The 16,826-nt window shown below is 36.6% G+C and carries 16 protein-coding genes; 6 read left to right on the top strand and 10 right to left on the bottom strand.

What is annotated here, in order from left to right; genetic code table 11:
* Positions 1-86: 86 nt before the first annotated feature.
* The 4 genes from D0T08_RS22070 to D0T08_RS22055 all read right to left on the bottom strand — a co-directional run bounded on the left by D0T08_RS22070 (position 87) and on the right by D0T08_RS22055 (position 4,921).
* A complete protein-coding gene (locus D0T08_RS22070) occupies positions 87-908 on the bottom strand; it encodes a helix-turn-helix domain-containing protein (protein ID WP_116984926.1) in 822 nt (273 codons plus the stop codon).
* Positions 909-1,039: 131 nt separating this feature from the next.
* Positions 1,040-3,691, bottom strand: coding sequence for a 3-coathanger stack domain-containing protein (locus D0T08_RS22065; protein WP_116984925.1), 2,652 nt, complete (start codon positions 3,689-3,691; stop codon positions 1,040-1,042).
* Positions 3,692-3,886: 195 nt separating this feature from the next.
* On the bottom strand, positions 3,887-4,339 hold the full coding sequence (locus D0T08_RS22060; RefSeq protein WP_116984924.1) for a DUF2721 domain-containing protein: 453 nt from the start codon (positions 4,337-4,339) through the stop codon (positions 3,887-3,889).
* Between the two features lie 144 nt (positions 4,340-4,483).
* The gene (locus D0T08_RS22055; RefSeq protein WP_116984923.1) at positions 4,484-4,921 is read right to left on the bottom strand and encodes a CBS domain-containing protein; all 438 of its coding nucleotides are present in this window, start codon (positions 4,919-4,921) and stop codon (positions 4,484-4,486) included.
* Positions 4,922-5,103: 182 nt separating this feature from the next.
* On the opposite strand from D0T08_RS22055, the gene rplU reads away from it, so the two are divergent.
* The 3 genes from rplU (at position 5,104) to D0T08_RS22035 (ending at position 6,463) form a co-directional block, all read left to right on the top strand.
* Positions 5,104-5,415, top strand: a complete 312-nt coding sequence (gene rplU / locus D0T08_RS22045; protein WP_116984919.1) for a 50S ribosomal protein L21 — start codon at positions 5,104-5,106, stop codon at positions 5,413-5,415.
* A 70-nt stretch (positions 5,416-5,485) separates the two neighbouring features.
* Positions 5,486-5,743 carry a 50S ribosomal protein L27 gene (gene rpmA / locus D0T08_RS22040; RefSeq protein WP_116984917.1) on the top strand — a complete coding sequence of 86 codons (258 nt, stop codon included), beginning with the start codon at positions 5,486-5,488 and terminating at the stop codon, positions 5,741-5,743.
* 123 nt (positions 5,744-5,866) lie between these two features.
* A complete protein-coding gene (locus tag D0T08_RS22035; protein WP_116984915.1) occupies positions 5,867-6,463 on the top strand; it encodes a NifU family protein in 597 nt (198 codons plus the stop codon).
* A 73-nt stretch (positions 6,464-6,536) separates the two neighbouring features.
* Here the strand turns inward: D0T08_RS22035 and D0T08_RS22030 are convergent, their stop codons facing one another.
* From D0T08_RS22030 to D0T08_RS22010, 5 genes are all read right to left on the bottom strand, one after another.
* Positions 6,537-7,454, bottom strand: a complete 918-nt coding sequence (locus D0T08_RS22030) for an AraC family transcriptional regulator (RefSeq protein ID WP_116984914.1) — start codon at positions 7,452-7,454, stop codon at positions 6,537-6,539.
* Positions 7,455-7,567: 113 nt separating this feature from the next.
* Positions 7,568-8,443: an SDR family oxidoreductase gene (locus tag D0T08_RS22025; RefSeq protein WP_116984912.1), complete on the bottom strand. Its 876-nt coding sequence runs from the start codon at positions 8,441-8,443 to the stop codon at positions 7,568-7,570.
* Positions 8,444-8,653: 210 nt separating this feature from the next.
* Positions 8,654-11,335 carry an MGH1-like glycoside hydrolase domain-containing protein gene (locus D0T08_RS22020; RefSeq protein WP_116984910.1) on the bottom strand — a complete coding sequence of 894 codons (2,682 nt, stop codon included), beginning with the start codon at positions 11,333-11,335 and terminating at the stop codon, positions 8,654-8,656.
* A 59-nt stretch (positions 11,336-11,394) separates the two neighbouring features.
* Positions 11,395-12,201: an SDR family oxidoreductase gene (locus D0T08_RS22015; protein WP_116984909.1), complete on the bottom strand. Its 807-nt coding sequence runs from the start codon at positions 12,199-12,201 to the stop codon at positions 11,395-11,397.
* A 189-nt stretch (positions 12,202-12,390) separates the two neighbouring features.
* Entirely contained in the window at positions 12,391-13,314 is a 924-nt protein-coding gene (locus D0T08_RS22010) for a phosphatase (RefSeq protein WP_116984908.1), read from the bottom strand.
* Positions 13,315-13,473: 159 nt separating this feature from the next.
* Between D0T08_RS22010 and rpsU the strand changes: the two genes are divergently transcribed.
* The 3 genes from rpsU to D0T08_RS21995 all read left to right on the top strand — a co-directional run bounded on the left by rpsU (position 13,474) and on the right by D0T08_RS21995 (position 15,662).
* Positions 13,474-13,668, top strand: a complete 195-nt coding sequence (rpsU, locus tag D0T08_RS22005; RefSeq protein ID WP_116984906.1) for a 30S ribosomal protein S21 — start codon at positions 13,474-13,476, stop codon at positions 13,666-13,668.
* Between the two features lie 111 nt (positions 13,669-13,779).
* On the top strand, positions 13,780-14,673 hold the full coding sequence (locus D0T08_RS22000; protein ID WP_116984904.1) for a tyrosine-type recombinase/integrase: 894 nt from the start codon (positions 13,780-13,782) through the stop codon (positions 14,671-14,673).
* Between the two features lie 65 nt (positions 14,674-14,738).
* The gene (locus tag D0T08_RS21995; RefSeq protein ID WP_116984903.1) at positions 14,739-15,662 is read left to right on the top strand and encodes a bile acid:sodium symporter family protein; all 924 of its coding nucleotides are present in this window, start codon (positions 14,739-14,741) and stop codon (positions 15,660-15,662) included.
* 63 nt (positions 15,663-15,725) lie between these two features.
* Here D0T08_RS21995 and rfbB read toward each other — a convergent pair whose 3' ends face one another.
* Positions 15,726-16,790 carry a dTDP-glucose 4,6-dehydratase gene (rfbB, locus tag D0T08_RS21990; RefSeq protein WP_116984902.1) on the bottom strand — a complete coding sequence of 355 codons (1,065 nt, stop codon included), beginning with the start codon at positions 16,788-16,790 and terminating at the stop codon, positions 15,726-15,728.
* Between the last annotated feature and the right edge of the window lie 36 nt (positions 16,791-16,826).

Raw genomic sequence — 16,826 nt, 5'->3', positions numbered from 1 at the left:
CCCTAAAACCGATACAAAATTGAATAAATGCTTATTGAATCTATTGTAAAAATGCGACATCTTTCATTTGGCATACAATATCGTGCTTACGATTGCAGGTAATTGCTTAATTCGACGTTATTTTTTAAGTAGAAAGAGGGTGATTTGCTTGTAAAGGCTGTAAATTCTTTGATGAAATGTGATTGATCGTAATACCCCATCTGGAAAATCAAATCGTGCCAATCGGCTACCTGCCATCGCTTATTAGCCATAATTGAGCATAGGTAACTTATGCGGCGTATTCTGGCGTAGTATTTCGGACTAACTCCTACCTTTTGCAAAAACTGACGCTCTAACTGTCTGCGACAAACGCAGAGTTCCTCCATCATTTTTGATACATTGATAATACCATTCTGCGATACAATTAAATTAGCAGCAAAATCAGTATGATTCGGTTGGCCTTTGCAGTTGAGTAGTTTAAAAAGCAAAAACTGATCAATAATATCTATCTTTTCCTGGTTAGTACGCGCCTCAATGATACGTTCCTGAATAGGCTCAATTTCTTTGCCTAATACAGAGCTCAAATCTAATCTCTCATCATTCAATTCATACATCTGAATTCCAAATAAAGTATTGATAGCGGTAGGACGAAAAACTATCCCAATCATACCTATTTTACCCTCTAATAAAAGCTTATAGGTCTTTGTAGCTTGCCCCGCAATAAAATTTCTTGGTGCTGACTTAAAATCTGAATTATCTGTTGAAGAGGTCTTATAGCAATCGCCATAATTGAATACCATGGAAGTAAAACCTGATGGTGGTGACTCAATGGTTATAGATTCACCCATTAACTCATTACACTCCCAGATGTAATAACATTCTACGAGTGTCTGCAAAGGAGTAGCAGGTATGATTTTTCTATAAAACATTTGATAAAAATGAATAATAAAACTATCTTTATCATCCTGTCACTACTCATTTCTTACTAAAATTCTATTGATTGGTCATTATCCTGATGACCGATTATTTTTTACGCCATCTATACAGCCCTAATAGAAAACTAATAACTCTCACATTTACCTATTTCTGCCTTAAAAACTCCTCCACTTTCAACTTTAAAACCTGAGTTTAGTAAAATTGCATCACCTGAACGATAAGTTAAGTTACCACCTGAGATACTATTACTGGCAGTAATCATATAATTTGCACTCAATTTTGTTGTTGAGTTTATATATTTAGTAGTAATATTCAATTCATTGGGGCATTTTGGAAATCTAATTACCCAAAACTCAGTGCCATGAGTTAAATCAGTAGCTCTAAAAAATATCAGATTATTGACTTTTTTGTAAGTCGGACTATTATATCTGTCCAATTTCTTCAAAAGGGTAGTTTTATTATCTCTTGCGTCTAATAAGGCCAGAGATGTAATATCATAAGCATCTTGAAACGAAAACACCAAATTGCGTTCATCAAAAGCAAATAAAGTTTTGGCATTTATATAACTTGCGGGTGCGTTTAATGGGTTACTAGCAGGCGTTATCACATCATTCTGAATACTATAAATTATATCTCCATAATTTGGATTCTGAGCGATAAAGTACAACTTACTATTACTTATACTAAAATTAGGTGAGCCATATACAGCAGAGTAAGTTCCATTTAAAAATTTGGTTTGTTCTAGTGTACCATCAGTTACACATATTTTACGATCAGTTATAAGGTAACATTTATTATTAAAAACAATAAAATTATCGTAGCGACCATAATTATTTTCAAGATTCTCGGAAATGCAAAATGTCCCTGCTTCTGTTCCATCAGTACGCCATAATTCATATTTATTAGTATATATTTCAAATAGCAATAAATTATTATACACAAACTTTTTGTAAATAATAATACTAGAAGTACCTGTAAATATATCCTTTATAAGATTAGTGCCAGCCATAGTTCCATCAGATACCCAAAGCTCTGTTCCATAATTGGGATGATATGCAGTCACTATAAGCTTATTATTAATTACTCCGAGTGTCCTTGGAGACGAATTTCCTGTAGGATTTATATCCTTAACAAGATTGAAGTTAGTACCATCATAGTTATATAGTTCATCATCCTTACTTAAAAATATTTTATTCTGAAAAACTGTTGGAGAAGAACAATAAGGACAAAAATAATCTATTCCTGTTAAATTAGTATTTGTTCTATATCGGCCATCCAGATAGATTCTATCATTATAAGCAAAAGGTGATGAATCATCTCCTATATCAGCTAAAAAGGTAGTTGTCTTTGTTGTAGTGTCAAGAGCGTAAGTTGTATTATTATCCTGTATAATAAATTTTCCATCAAATTCTAACATCCGATATTGAGCTGTACTTTCATTAACATTCGGTGCACCTAAATTTTTCACAATGCCGGTACCTGCATTTGTGCCATCAGATTTATATACTTCACGACCATTGAGTCCATCATTTAAATAAAAAAACAACTTGCCTTGGCTCTCTTCAAATGTATCATTCACATAGTTGTAATTTTTAACAATATTGGGGTATTCTTTTACAATAATACTCCCAGCCTTTGTGCCATCTGTTTTCCATAGCGCATAATAGTATTTTCCCCCTACAATTTTATGCCTTAGATAATAAAGGTATGAGTTAAATATTTTTCCATTTTTAAGAGTACCTATGTTAAAATAATATCCATTTGTATCGTTAAAATCTGATACGCCAACAGTACCATTAACGGTTCCGTCTGTTTTAATCAAACCATACAAACCGCTACAATAAACATTTCCATTATACACAATCAATTCATTAAAAAAACTGATAGAACCATTTTCTATAAGTCGGGTAAGATTATTGCTTAATAAATTATACTTATAAAGATTACCGTCAACAAGACCTACACCAATAACATACAAATCGTTATCTTTAATTAGAAAATCTTTTGGTGTTTTATAGTTATTGAAGGTATTAATTAAAGTTACAAACACTGTACTTATTTGTGTGAGCATATCAAACTTTATAATAGAATAGTTCAGATTATAATATAGGCAGTTCTGATGCATAATAATTTTTGAAGTAGGCTGAATACCATGCTCTGCTCCTGAACCAAAATCGACCACCATATTAGTGCCTGCTTCTGTACCATCACTTTTCCAGAGTTCATAACCGGTCGCGGATGAATATCCTACAAAATATAGTGTATTATTAAAACTATAAAAATTGCTTACGCTTATATTATTTTTTACTAATATTGTTCCTGCACTTGTGCCATCTGTTTTCCATAAAGAATTACCTCCTATTGTAAAATAAATAAACCCATTATTTTCGATAAAATTTGAATATTTAAGGCTAGAATTCTGATGTATTAATAATGTACCTGCGGTTGTTCCATCACTTATATACAGTTTATTATCAATATTTTCAATACTACTGAATATAATCTTGCTTGTTCCTGCATAAATCCCTGTACAATTACTACTATTGAAATTGTATAAATTTTTTAATAGAACAGTACCCGCGTCCGTCCCGTCAGTTTTATAAATCCCTTTATTCTTACCATTCGTTTGTTCATAGAAATAAATACTTCCATTAAAAGAAGTAAGAAAATTGAGTTCAGTATCAATTTCATTTTTTTCTAAATCTGCGAAAAGTTCGATTTTTTGCCCATAACTTTGAGAAAAAATCAAAAAAAGCAAGAATGTAACAATTCTCATTCGTATTGAATTGATTAGTGGTGTAAAAGGTATTATGTTAATAATAAATAGAAGTATTCAAGAGGATATTTTTACATTTTAGTCAACAGCATCATCAGATGTAGAATAAGCCTTTTGAAATTTTAATTCAAGTACAAAAATAGCTATTTGTTTTAAGAAAACAATTTGGAAAAGTTTAGTAATTACAAAAATTTATTAATGAGGTGAGTCAGGAGCTGTCTCCTTTTTACGCTTTCTATGAGAAACCGGAGCGATCAATTCTGCTATATCACTAAGTTCGAGTTCGAGCGCATTCATGGATAGAGTTATTTCCCGAACAGATAAAGTAAGAGCAACTATTTGTAGAGTCAAAGCTCCACCAAAAAACCATTTAGCGGCTAATTCTTTCTCTAAAAAAATCAAGAGCATACATACGGCACTCAGAAGCAAGCTTGAAATAGCAATGATCTGAATATTTCTTACAATTCTGATACGCCGTTTTAATCCTACAATCTGAGCAATAATATTTTCCTTTTCTTCTTCAGTTTTATATTTGACGTGCAAATCCCGAATCAGACTTGCTAAAGCCAGAAACCGATTAGTAAAGGCAATCATCAGTAATGAAACTGTAGAAAAAAGGAGTGCAGGTGTACTGATAGTAAGTTCCATTATACATGAGTAAGCGAAGCCAATGGCCTCGCTTATATTATTAATATCAAAATAAATTTGCTACAAAATTTATGGAACTAACGAATTAAACAATTAAAGACTTTAATCACTAAATCGCTCATTCACACAATTACTCAATTGCCACTACGCATAGCTACCCGAAATATAGCTTTCCAGCGAGGCAATCTGCGATTTTTGCTCATTGATGAGCGTAGTAACCAAATCGTTGATTGAGATGATACCTACCAGTTTGTCACCATCATTTACGGGTAAGTGTCTGATATGCTTATCAGACATAATCTGCATGGCATCTTCCAGTTTATCTTCCAGGTCAATAGTAATCACCTTAGAGGTCATTACATCTTTTACCAATGTCTCATCAGAATGCAGGCCTTTCAGCACAATCTTGCGTGCATAATCACGTTCAGAGAAGATGCCGGCAAGTTTTTCATTATCTATTACCAAAACTGCTCCAATGTTTTTGTCTGCCATTTCTACCAGGGCATCGTATACAGTTGTATCAGATGAAACCGAGAAAAGGGCATTTATTTTCTTTTTTTGCAATATCTGACGGATTTTCATAGTTTCTGCGAGTTTTAGATGAATAAGCGATTACAATTTTATAAAAAAAAACATAGCATGCAACAATTTGAAAAACAAAATTATATTATTAACTTTGCACCCCGAATTAGTAAGTCTATCTCAATAGAAACTGCTAACGAAGATAAGAAAATAATATTCATTGTAAATTTAACATTTAAAAAATGTACGCAATCGTAGAAATCGCAGGTCAGCAATTTAAAGTTGAAAAGGGTCGTACGCTCTATACTCATAGATTAGAAGGCGAAACGAACGCTGAGCTTGTATTCGACAAGGTTCTTCTTGTTGACAACGGTGGAACTATCTCAGTAGGTGCTCCAACCGTAGAAGGTGCTTCTGTAAAAGCAACTATTTTAGAACACCTTAAAGGCGAAAAAGTAATCGTTTTCAAGAAAAAACGCCGTAAAGGATACGTTAAGAAAAATGGTCACCGTCAGTATTTGACTAAAATTCAAATCGACGAAATCGCAGCGTAAAACATTTGGTTGTGAAATTCAACCGCAAAATTATTTCATTGCAATTCAAAATTAAAAGTAGAATAAGGTCATGGCACACAAAAAAGGTGTAGGTTCGTCGAAAAACGGTCGCGAATCAGAAAGTAAACGTTTAGGCGTTAAATTGTTTGGCGGCCAAACGGCTATCGCCGGAAACATTATCGTTCGTCAACGTGGTACCAGACATAATCCTGGTGTCAATGTAGGTGTTGGTAGAGACCATACACTTTTCGCATTAGCTGACGGAATCGTAGAATTTAAAAAAGGACGTGACGGAAAATCTTTCGTTAACATTGTTGCAGAAGCATAAGCCTTTGTAAAGACTTTTTAGAACCTGCCTCAATGGCAGGTTTTTTTTATGCCCCGCCAAACTTATTCTGGTAGAATACTGTTCTAAAACAGACACTATTCATTTAATATATATTCGATTGTCATGCTTCAACGCCAAACAATGATTTATACTGAGCTAAGTCCCAATCCAAACTCTATGAAGTTTGTATTGAATTTTGAATTAGCTCCAGAAGGCTTATCGTTCGATTATCCGACTATTGCATCTACAGCAGAAGAAGGCAAAGCATCACCATTGGCTGCTGACTTGTTCCAGTTTCCATTCGTAAGAAGAATTTTCATCGCTTCTAATTTCATTACGATGAGTAAAGATGATGACACCGAGTGGGAAGATGTAGTATATGATGTAAAGAAATTTTTAAAGATATATTTCGAGCAGAATCATCCAGTTTTTGCTCAAAAAACGATTGACAAAAACACATTGATTATTGACGCGAACGATTCAGCGGTAGTTGCCAAAATCAAATCAACACTTGATCAATATGTTCGTCCAGCCGTCGAGTCAGATGGAGGCGCCATCAATTTTGCCTCATTTGATGAAATAACCGGACAGGTAAAAGTATATCTGCAAGGCTCTTGCAGTGGTTGCCCGTCGTCAACAGTTACCCTTCGTGATGGTATCCAACGTCTATTGACAACAATGGTACCAGAGGTGAAAGAGGTGGTTGCAGAGGGTGTGTAATATCTTTTAGACGATATAAAATGGTAGAGACAAGTCATTGACTTGTCTCTTTTATTATATGGTATATATCACCTTAATTAAACGAACTACGAAATTCTAAAGGTGTTTGTTGCGTTTTACTTTTGAATAATTTGCTAAAGGATTGCGAATGCTCAAAACCTAATTCATAGGCGATTTCACTTACAGTTAGCTGCGTGGTAGAAAGCTTTTCTTTAGCTTTTTCAATTAATTTTTCATGAATATGTTGCTGTGTATTCATGCCTGTAAGCGACCTCAGCAATGACCCAAGATAACCCGTGGATACATTGAGTTCTTCTGAAATAGATTTTACAGTTGGCAATCCATCAGATAAAATCATTTCGCCATTAAAATAGGTTTCCAAAAATGCTTCCACTTTCTCCAATAACTGATGCCCTGATTTATGACGTGTGATAAACTGGCGCTGATAAAATCGTTCGGAATAATTTAGCAAAGTTTCAATTTGTGAGATAATAATGCTCTGGCTGAATTTATCAATCGTATTCTGATATTCTTCTTTTATACTATTTATAACAGTGTTTACGGTTGCTTCTTCTTTTTCTGATAAAAACAATGCTTCGTTTACAGCATATCCAAAATAATCATATTGTTTGATGCTTTTTGCCAAAGGAGTGTTCCAGATAAAGTCCGGATGAATCAATAACATCCATCCTGAGCGAACAGTGTTTGTATTTTGTTTTTCTATCTTTAACAATTGATGCGGTGCCATAAAAGACATCACCCCCTCATCATGATCATATATCTGCTGGCCGTATTTTAACTTTACGCCTAGTCCTTTTTTTAACGATATGAGGTAAAAGTCGAACAACAATCCACCACTTTCGTCAGTCCCAGAGGCTATCATTTTTGAGTAGTCTATTACACTGATAAGCGGATGCTCTGGTGCAGCCAATCCACGCAATCTGTGAAATTCTCTGATACTCTTTATTTGTATCGGCTTTTTATGTTCCATTGTTTAGTATTGGATCAGGGGGTCTTAAAACCGGATATGTTTTTAGAAAGATACGGTTTTTACTTAAAATGCTCAAGTGGGACTAAAAACCACTGCCCACTTGAGTTCTTTATTTAGAAATAATTTTCAGACATATCTTCTAATAAATTTGCATGGGAAGGTCGCCACCCTAAGGCTTCCTGTGTTTTAAATCCGGTAGCAGGGCTATCGAATCCGATAAATCTACTCATCCATTCAAAATGGGTAGCCAGTGCTTCTCCTTCTATTGAGGCTACAGGTAGGTTCAGTTTTTTGCCAATCAATTCTGCAATTGCCTTTATTTCAATGCCTGTTTCTCCTATTGCGTTGTATAAAGCTCCTTTTTCAGCCTTCTCTAAAGCCAATCGGAATAAATTTGCTGCATCTAACCGATGCACTGCAGGCCAATGATTAAGTCCATAGGCCGGATAAGCAGATACTCCATTTTTTTGTGCCTGATTAATAATAAAAGGCACAAATCCTTTGTCACCCTTATCATGTACAGATGGAGGTAACCGAATCACTGAAGCATTAATCCCTTGCGTTGCTAAAGCCAAAGCAGCGGCTTCAGAGCCTCTTGGGCTATTGATGGCGTGGCTCTCTTCAGTGATATATTCCCCAGTTTTAGGAAGGCCCAGAATACCAGCTGTTACTATCAGGGGCTTGTTCGTACCGCTAATGGCTTCACCCATTGCATGGATAGCGGCTTTATCGGTTTCAGCAGCTTTGGCATATTGCGTAAAATCATGAATAAATGCCGTGTGAATAATTCCATCTGCCTGAGAAGCCCCTTGCTTAAGTACATCAATATCTTCCAAACCGCCGATCAATACATTAGCACCAGCCTCTCTTATTGCTTTGGCAGAAGCTTCGCTGCGTGCCAGACCTGTTACTTCATGGCCTGCCTCAATTAACTCTTTCACTACGGCAGAGCCAATAAAGCCCGATGCCCCTGTTACAAATACTTTCATATCCTTATTTTAATTGGTAAATGACTACTAATTATTTTGATAAGGCAAATGTCGTGAAGTATGAAAAAGCCATTGTAGCCGAATCAAACTTTGTTGTAGTCAAAATCAATGTGGCAGGTTTTTATTAATAAAATGAGAAGTATTTAAAGGTTAAACACTTGGTTATGGGTATTAGAATGTTGAATAATTCCAAAAAAATAAGAGGAATTGCTATTCTTTAGTCTCTTTCTCCCAAACAGTCTCATTAATCAATTCGGCTACTACGGCTGTCCAACCTGTCTGATGAGAAGCCCCTACCCCACGCGCAGTATCGCCGTCAAAATATTCGTAGAACAATACTAAATCTTTGTTATCAGGTCGTTTATAAAACTCCTGATAGGCACCATGTACCAGACGGTCTCCCGCTTCGTTTCGCTGAAAAATCCCTGTTAATCGATTGGCTAATTCTGCTGATACTTCGTTCAAATTCATCATTTTGCCCGAGCCTGTCGGAAGTTCTACTTTGAAACTATCGCCATAAAACTGATAGTATTTTTTTAAGGATTTGATGATTAAATAGTTAATGGGCATCCAGACTGGTCCCCGCCAATTAGAATTCCCTCCAAACATCCCGGAGTCAGACTCTCCTGACATATAATTAATACTATAATCGACCTCCTGTACATTGACTGAATACGGGTTCTTTTCATAGTACTTTGATAAAGCACGAATACCCCCTACCGACAAAAACTCATTTTCATCAAGCATTACTTCTAAAAGCCTTTTCAATATCGTTCTGTTTACCAGCGAAAGCAAAATATTCCCATCGTCAGCCATTTGCTCACTAGCCAAAAACTTATTGGCTTGGGTACGGTAATCTCTGATATAAGTAATGCGTTTTTTGAAATCGGGCAAATTAGCAATTTTCTTCTGATCAATAATGGATACAGCAAACAGGGCACTTAAACCTACAATGGAACGCACTTTCATAGGGGTAATTCTGCCGCCTTGCGTGTATAGCAAATCGTAAAAGAAGCTGTCTTCTGTATCCCACAAACCTTTATTTAATGATTCCGCTATCAGCACAAAATGTTCATAGAATTTAGTAGCTACATCTTCAAAACCTGGGTCGTGCTGGACAATTTCTAAGGCAATATCCATCATATTGAGGGCATACATAGCCATCCATGCGGTGGCATCAACCTGCTCTAAATGTGAATTGAGTGGGAGATTATCCCTGTCAATCACTGCAATATTATCTAAACCCAGAAAACCTCCGGTAAAGATATTGTTGCCATTATCATCTTCGCGATTTGCCCACCAGGTAAAATTAATGAGTAGTTTCTGAAATATCCTTTTCAGGAAATTGACATCTTCTCTGCCATGTAAGGTTTTTTCGATACGATAGATTGATAAAGCAGACCACGCATGTACAGGCGGATTGACATCTGAGAAATTCCATTCATAGGCAGGAATCTGTCCGTTGGGACTCATGTACCACTCTCTTGTAATAAGAATGAGCTGATTTTTGGCAAAGGTTGGGTCAAGCATGGCCATGGGCACACAGTGAAAGGCTAAGTCCCAGGCAGCATACCAGGGATATTCCCAGGTATCGGGCATTGAAATCACATCCTGGTTTTTAAGATGTGTCCATTCAGCATTTCTTCCCAGAAAACGCTCATCTGGTGGGGCAATCTGATTGGGGTCTCCTTCAAGCCAACGTTCTACATCGTAATGATAATATTGCTTGCTCCATAAAAGACCTGCAAACGCTTGTCTTTGTATATTCTTTAAATCGACTGACCTGGGGTCTGCGGGTTTAGAATCAGATGATTTACTGTTTTCTGATTCTTTATTTTCGGATGGCACATATCTTTTATAGAATTCCTCAGCTTCCTGAAATCTATCTGAAAATATCTGGCTAAAGCTATGATTAAAAGGGTCAACATTTTCTGTACTGGTTAATCGGAGCAAAATCTTCTGCGAAGACTTCGGTTCCAAGCTTAATTCATAAATCGGGGCAAATTTTGTTCCCTGCTGATTATTCTTTAACAAATTGTAGAGATCTTTATTGCCCTGGCAAATTGCCTCGTGAAAAGCATCTTTTACAAAGGGGCTATTATTGGTACCGTCAAAAATCCGCTCTATGTTTGTTTCATTTTCAGTAAATAAGGTTACTTCTGCCGACTGAAAATAAAGGAAATAATCTTCCAGAAACTCATGGTTTGTCCGAACGCAACCATTTGTATGGGCTTGAATCAATGGCTTTTGCGTCAAATCTCCACAAGCCCATCTGTTTCGAAACCATAACGTCGGCAAAACCCAGATAGTTGCACTTTCATCCCCTCTATTCCAAATCTCAATCTGAATACAAATATCTTCAGAGTTGTTTTTAGCATATTCTACAAACACATCGAAGTATCGATTATTGTCATAGATACCAGTATCCAACAGTTCATATTCCGGTTGTTTTTTAGTACGATTCCGGTTTTCTTCCAGGAGTTTCTCATAAGGAAATGCTTCCTGAGGATATTGATAGAGGAATTTCATGTAAGAATGTGTCGGAGTATTATCCAGGTAGTAATACAATTCCTTTACATCCTCACCATGATTTCCTTCACTATTGGTTAATCCGAAAAGTCTTTCTTTTAAAATGCTGTCTTTACCGTTCCAAAGGGCTAAAGCAAAGCAGAGGTTTTGTCGCGCATCTGAGATTCCTCCCAGACCATCTTCTCCCCAACGATACACTCTCGAACGGGCATGGTCATGTGGAAAATAGCCCCAGGCATCGCCATTGGCACTATAATCTTCTCTTACCGTTGCCCATTGCCTTTCTGTCAGATAAGGCCCCCATTTTTCAAGTGGGACTTCTTTATGAGCATTCGCATTTAGCCTTTCTTGTTCCGGATTCATGCAGGCATTTTAAATTTGTCTATAGTATGACAGTAGATTTAGTAGCTTGACTAGGACAATTATCCTCCGGTAGCAAAGCCTTCAAATACCGTCATACCTCCATCAATAAAGATGCTTGTTCCGGTAATGTAGTCTGAATCATCTGATGCCAGGAAGACTGCTAACTTTCCAATGTCACCTGGCTGTCCGATGCGGTTATATGGTATCAAAGTCATCAGACTATTCAAAGCTTGCGGTGTTTCCCATGCAGCTCTGTTGATGGGCGTCTGGATAGCACCAGGGCAAATGCTATTCACACGTATTTTTCTATCGCCATATTCCTGCGCTAAACTTTGCATAAGCATTTTGATAGCTCCTTTAGACGAAGCATAATTCACATGTCCCGCCCATGGAATTAGTTCATGCACTGAGCTCATGCAGATAATTTTTCCGGTAGCTAAGGAGCGTTCCGCCACCGGGCCTCGGCGGAGAAATTCTCTGATAGCTTCTCTGGCACAGAGGAATTGGCCTGTCAGGTTAATATCTATCACTGTTTGCCATTGGCTTAATGTCATTTCATCAAATTTGGCATCTTTCTGTAAGCCTGCATTATTTACCAGAATGTCAATCGTGCCAAATTCTTCAAACATGTTTTTGAACATGGATTGCACCGACTCTTCTTTGCTTACATCGGCTTGTATAGCTATGGCTTTGCTACCAAAAGCCCTGATTTTTTCGACTACTGTATTGGCCGCATCAGGATTAGAATTATAATTGACTACCACATTGGCACCTGCTTCTCCCAATGCCAAGGCTACTCCTTCGCCAATACCTGAACTTGCTCCTGTAACCAGAGCTGATTGTCCTGCTAATTTTTTCTCTGCCATGTAATGATTATAAATAGATTGTGTTTGTGAAACTACCTAAATTAAGATATGAACATTATCTTAACCAAAATGACAGACATCTTGTTGAAGCAAATTAAGGGCAGAGAAGTAAAAAGAGGATTGAAGATATATTAAAGGATGGTTAAAATGTTGTGGATGACGATTTAAAAAATCGTCATCCACAACATTTTAAAGCGAATTATCAGCTAAAATCTTAGCCAGAATCCCTTCTTTCAAAGAGTAGTTAGATACTCTGATGTGGGTAATTTCAAAAGTCTGTATAATGTATTTAATCAGGCAAACGGCCACTACTATCATATCTACGCGTAACTCAATCATGCCCGGAATAGCCATTCTTTCTTCGTGACTTTTAAATAATAATTCGTCATAGGCTCTATAAAATTCCATCAGAGAATATTCAAATCCGACCTGGTCTGATGGTGGTAATTCACCTTTTTCTTTCATGAAAAACATATCTACCAACGTATCAAAAGAACCTGAAGAGCCTATCAAAGTCTGAGGAGCATATTGATGGCAGGCATTGGCGAGAGGCAATAGCTTTTCGCGAAAATAATCATCCATTTGTTGTACTGAGCGCATGGAAATCGGGTCATTTTTCATGAATCTATCCATCAGCCGCTGCCCTCCTATTTCAAAACTCTGCTTCCAGAAAATCTTGTCGTGATTACAGATAATAAACTCTACGCTACCCCCGCCAATATCCATAATCATTGAAGTTTCATTGATTTGAAGTGCTTCTTTTATTCCATAATAGATGAGTTCTGCTTCTTTATCTCCCGAAATTTCTTGAATATTTATGTCCGTTTCTTGTGCCACTTTTGCTATAAACTCTTCCTTATTTCCGGCATTTCTTACAGCGCTTGTGCCGATAGCAAAGATGTTTTCAGTACTTATCTCATGCTTATCAATTATTTCTTTAAAATGCTTTAATACACCTAAAGCTCTTTGAATACCCTCTTCAGAAATAATCCCCTGACTGATACCTCCTTTTCCAATTTTAGCCGGAATTGACTCTTTATATAGCTTTTGGTTGTTTTCAACAATTAATAAATGGAAAGTATTTGTACCTAAATCAATGATGGCGAGTTTCATGAAAAAACATTTTGATGATAATGAATGCGCAAAACTACATTATTTCAGAAAATACAGAGAATGGTACTCGATTTAATTTCCTCAAAATCAAGAAACTATTTGAAAAACTCAATTATTCTTCTTACTTTTGCAACCCCAAACAAAAGGAGGTGTATTAATATGTTAGTAGTAAATGTAAAAGAAAACGAGTCTATTGATAAAGCGTTGAAACGTTTTAAAAAGAAATTTGAAAAAACGGGTGTATTGCGCCAGTTGCGTAAACGTCAGGCTTTTGAAAAACCTTCTGTAGCTCGTCGTAACGAAATCATTCATGCTCGTTATGTTGGTCAATTAAGAAGCAACGAAGAAATTTAGTCAATAAGCAGTTGGCTCAGACGATAAATTTCGTTTGGTTAATTGTTTCCTGATATATTTTAAACCATATTAGCAGTTCTATTTGCATAAAGTAAATAGTTAATTGTTAGTATGGTTTCTTATTTTCTACAGCATATTCAATTCGAAAAAAGGCTCAGTCATCATACAATTACTGCGTATGAAAGCGACATGAAGCAGTTTTCTCTCTACCTCCAATTTCAATACGAATTAAAGGAGCCTGAAAAAGCTGACTCCCAAATGATCAGGTCGTGGATTGCCAGTATGGCCGAAGAAAAGATGGATAACCGGAGTATCAATCGTAAAATTGCTACCCTTCGCAGTTATTACAATTTTCTACTTCGCCGAAAGACTATCGCTGCCGACCCCATGCTTAAAGTAAAAGCACTTAAGACCGACCGCAGCTTACCTAAGTTTGTAGAAGAAAAACCCATGCAAACCATGTTGGATGATGTTGAGTTCGCCAATGATTTTGCAGGAATGCGGGATAAATTGGTATTAGAACTACTGTATGGCACAGGTATGCGTTTGGCCGAATTGATAGGCTTAAAAATAGGAGATATTAATTTTTATAATAACAATCTGACTGTATTAGGTAAGAGAAACAAGCATCGGGTAATTCCTATTAACAAAACTTTGGTAGAAGCAATTAATATTTATCTGAAATGCAGGGAAGAAGTCCTTATCGAAAACCCGGAAAACAAGGATAATCATTACCTGATTCTCACCGATAATGGTACTCAGGCATATCCTATGTTTATTCAACGTCTGGTTAAGAGATATTTATCTTTGGTTACGTCTCTCGAACAACGAAGCCCACACGTATTAAGACATACCTTTGCCACTCATTTATTAAATCGCGGTGCTGACCTGAATGCCATTAAAGATTTATTAGGCCACACAAGCCTTGCCGCAACCCAGGTTTATACCCACAATACCATTGAAAAACTGAAGAAAGTCTATCAACAGGCTCATCCTAAAGCCTGATTAGATTACTATATTTACTTACCACACAAAACCTATACTATTCAACCTAAAACACTATCTATTTCATGAGAAACTATATCTATACGCTACTCCTTATAGTGGCAGTTTCTGTTGCCTATTTCTTCCCTGAGTACTTTATCGAGGTCAATGGTTTTCAATTGAAAGAATTAATCATTCCGCTTTTGCAGATTATTATGTTTGGTATGGGTACGACCATGAGTTATGATGATTTTTTAGGAGTGATAAAAATGCCTAAGGCTGTTATTGTGGGCCTAATCTGTCAGTTTACAATCATGCCTTTTTTAGGCTTTGCCATTGCTAGTACTTTTAACTTCCCTCCTGAAATCGCCGCAGGTGTAATTCTGGTTGGCTGTTCGCCTAGTGGTCTGGCATCTAACGTGATCTCTTATATTTCTAAAGCTAATGTAGCACTTTCAATTACCATTACTTCTATAGCCACTATTCTGGCACCTTTGCTTACACCATTTCTAATGAAACTTCTGGGTGGTCAGTTTATTGATATAGCATTCTGGCCTATGGTAATTGATATTTGTAAAATGATTATTGTACCCATCGCTATAGGCTTTTTGATTAATAAAATCCTGAAAGACCGTAATGACTGGTTACAAAAAATATTACCACTTATTTCAATGGGCGGTATAACTGTTATCATTGTCATTATAACAGCAGCAGGTCAAAAATCACTGCAAACAGTTGGGATAGCTTTAGTTTTTGCTACTATCTTACATAATGTTGGCGGTTTCATCTTAGGCTATTGGGGAGCAAGATTATTTAAATTACCCGAGCAGGATTGCCGTACAGTAGCTATTGAAGTAGGTTTACAAAATGCAGGATTGGCCTCAGGTTTAGCTAAAGCGATGGGTAAGTTAGCGACTGTTGGTGTAGCCCCAGCTTTATTTGGGCCTATTATGAATATTAATGGCTCGCTACTAGCCAGTTTCTGGAGTAGGAAATCTGTGGATAAATAAAGCTCTTAAGCAAGAAAAACACGAGGGTCTCGTGTTTTTCTTGCTTATATAGTCAGATAGTTATTATCTATTGGTATACATACTATCGTAATAATTCAGGTAATCACCACTGGTTACATTTTTTAGCCAATTCGTATTAGCCAGGTACCAATCTACTGTAATCGCTAGGCCTTCTTCAAATTGTAGTGATGGTTTCCAGCCTAATTCATTCATTAGTTTAGTGGCATCAATGGCATATCTTAAATCATGACCTGCACGGTCTTGTACATAAGTAATGAGTTTGACAGAGGTACCTTCCGGGCGTCCCAATTTCTCATCCATCACTTTGCATAATGTATGCACTATATCAATATTTTTCCATTCATTGAAACCACCTATATTGTAAGTCTCCCCGTTTACACCATTATGGTAAATCACATCAATGGCACGCGCATGGTCTTTTACAAAAAGCCAGTCTCTCACATTTTCACCTTTACCGTATACTGGCAATGGGAAGTTATGAATGATATTATTAATCATCAACGGAATCAATTTCTCAGGGAAGTGATTTGGTCCGTAATTATTTGAGCAGTTAGAAACTACTACAGGCAATTTATAAGTATTGTGATATGCTCTTACAAAGTGGTCAGAAGAAGCTTTAGAAGCTGAATATGGCGAACGAGGGTCGTAGCTGGTAGTTTCTAAGAAGAATTCTTTAGGGTCGTGCAATTCGCCATATACCTCATCGGTAGATACATGATAGAATCGCTTGCCTTCATAATTACTTTCTTTCCAGGCCTCACGGGCAGCGTTCAATAGATTTACTGTACCTATTACATTGGTCATCACAAAGGCCATTGGGTCAGAGATAGACCTGTCTACATGAGACTCAGCTGCTAAGTGAATAACCCCATCAAAATTATATTTCTTAAACAATCCATTGATGAAGTCAGCATCAACGATGTCTCCTTTTTCAAAAATATAATTCGGAAAATCTTCTATGTCTTTCAGGTTTTCAAGATTACCAGCATAAGTTAATTTATCGAGATTAACGATTTGATAATCAGGATATTTAGTAACAAAAAGGCGAACCACATGAGAACCGATAAAACCTGCGCCGCCAGTTATTAAAATGTGTTTTGATTGCATTTTTATTCTTTCTTTAAATAAGTCAAACACTTAGAC

The sequence above is a fragment of the Emticicia sp. C21 genome, from assembly GCF_003418935.1.
Classification (GTDB): domain Bacteria; phylum Bacteroidota; class Bacteroidia; order Cytophagales; family Spirosomataceae; genus Emticicia.
Note: the sequence above shows the minus strand (reverse complement) of the source record. Positions and strands in the feature narration are given on the sequence as shown.

Coding starts and splice junctions, on each gene's coding strand:
- D0T08_RS22070 (WP_116984926.1), bottom strand. CDS start 908: ATGTTTTATAGAAAAATCATACCTGCTACTCCTTTGCAGACACTCGTA.
- D0T08_RS22065 (WP_116984925.1), bottom strand. CDS start 3,691: ATGAGAATTGTTACATTCTTGCTTTTTTTGATTTTTTCTCAAAGTTAT.
- D0T08_RS22060 (WP_116984924.1), bottom strand. CDS start 4,339: ATGGAACTTACTATCAGTACACCTGCACTCCTTTTTTCTACAGTTTCA.
- D0T08_RS22055 (WP_116984923.1), bottom strand. CDS start 4,921: ATGAAAATCCGTCAGATATTGCAAAAAAAGAAAATAAATGCCCTTTTC.
- rplU (WP_116984919.1), top strand. CDS start 5,104: ATGTACGCAATCGTAGAAATCGCAGGTCAGCAATTTAAAGTTGAAAAG.
- rpmA (WP_116984917.1), top strand. CDS start 5,486: ATGGCACACAAAAAAGGTGTAGGTTCGTCGAAAAACGGTCGCGAATCA.
- D0T08_RS22035 (WP_116984915.1), top strand. CDS start 5,867: ATGCTTCAACGCCAAACAATGATTTATACTGAGCTAAGTCCCAATCCA.
- D0T08_RS22030 (WP_116984914.1), bottom strand. CDS start 7,454: ATGGAACATAAAAAGCCGATACAAATAAAGAGTATCAGAGAATTTCAC.
- D0T08_RS22025 (WP_116984912.1), bottom strand. CDS start 8,443: ATGAAAGTATTTGTAACAGGGGCATCGGGCTTTATTGGCTCTGCCGTA.
- D0T08_RS22020 (WP_116984910.1), bottom strand. CDS start 11,335: ATGAATCCGGAACAAGAAAGGCTAAATGCGAATGCTCATAAAGAAGTC.
- D0T08_RS22015 (WP_116984909.1), bottom strand. CDS start 12,201: ATGGCAGAGAAAAAATTAGCAGGACAATCAGCTCTGGTTACAGGAGCA.
- D0T08_RS22010 (WP_116984908.1), bottom strand. CDS start 13,314: ATGAAACTCGCCATCATTGATTTAGGTACAAATACTTTCCATTTATTA.
- rpsU (WP_116984906.1), top strand. CDS start 13,474: ATGTTAGTAGTAAATGTAAAAGAAAACGAGTCTATTGATAAAGCGTTG.
- D0T08_RS22000 (WP_116984904.1), top strand. CDS start 13,780: ATGGTTTCTTATTTTCTACAGCATATTCAATTCGAAAAAAGGCTCAGT.
- D0T08_RS21995 (WP_116984903.1), top strand. CDS start 14,739: ATGAGAAACTATATCTATACGCTACTCCTTATAGTGGCAGTTTCTGTT.
- rfbB (WP_116984902.1), bottom strand. CDS start 16,790: ATGCAATCAAAACACATTTTAATAACTGGCGGCGCAGGTTTTATCGGT.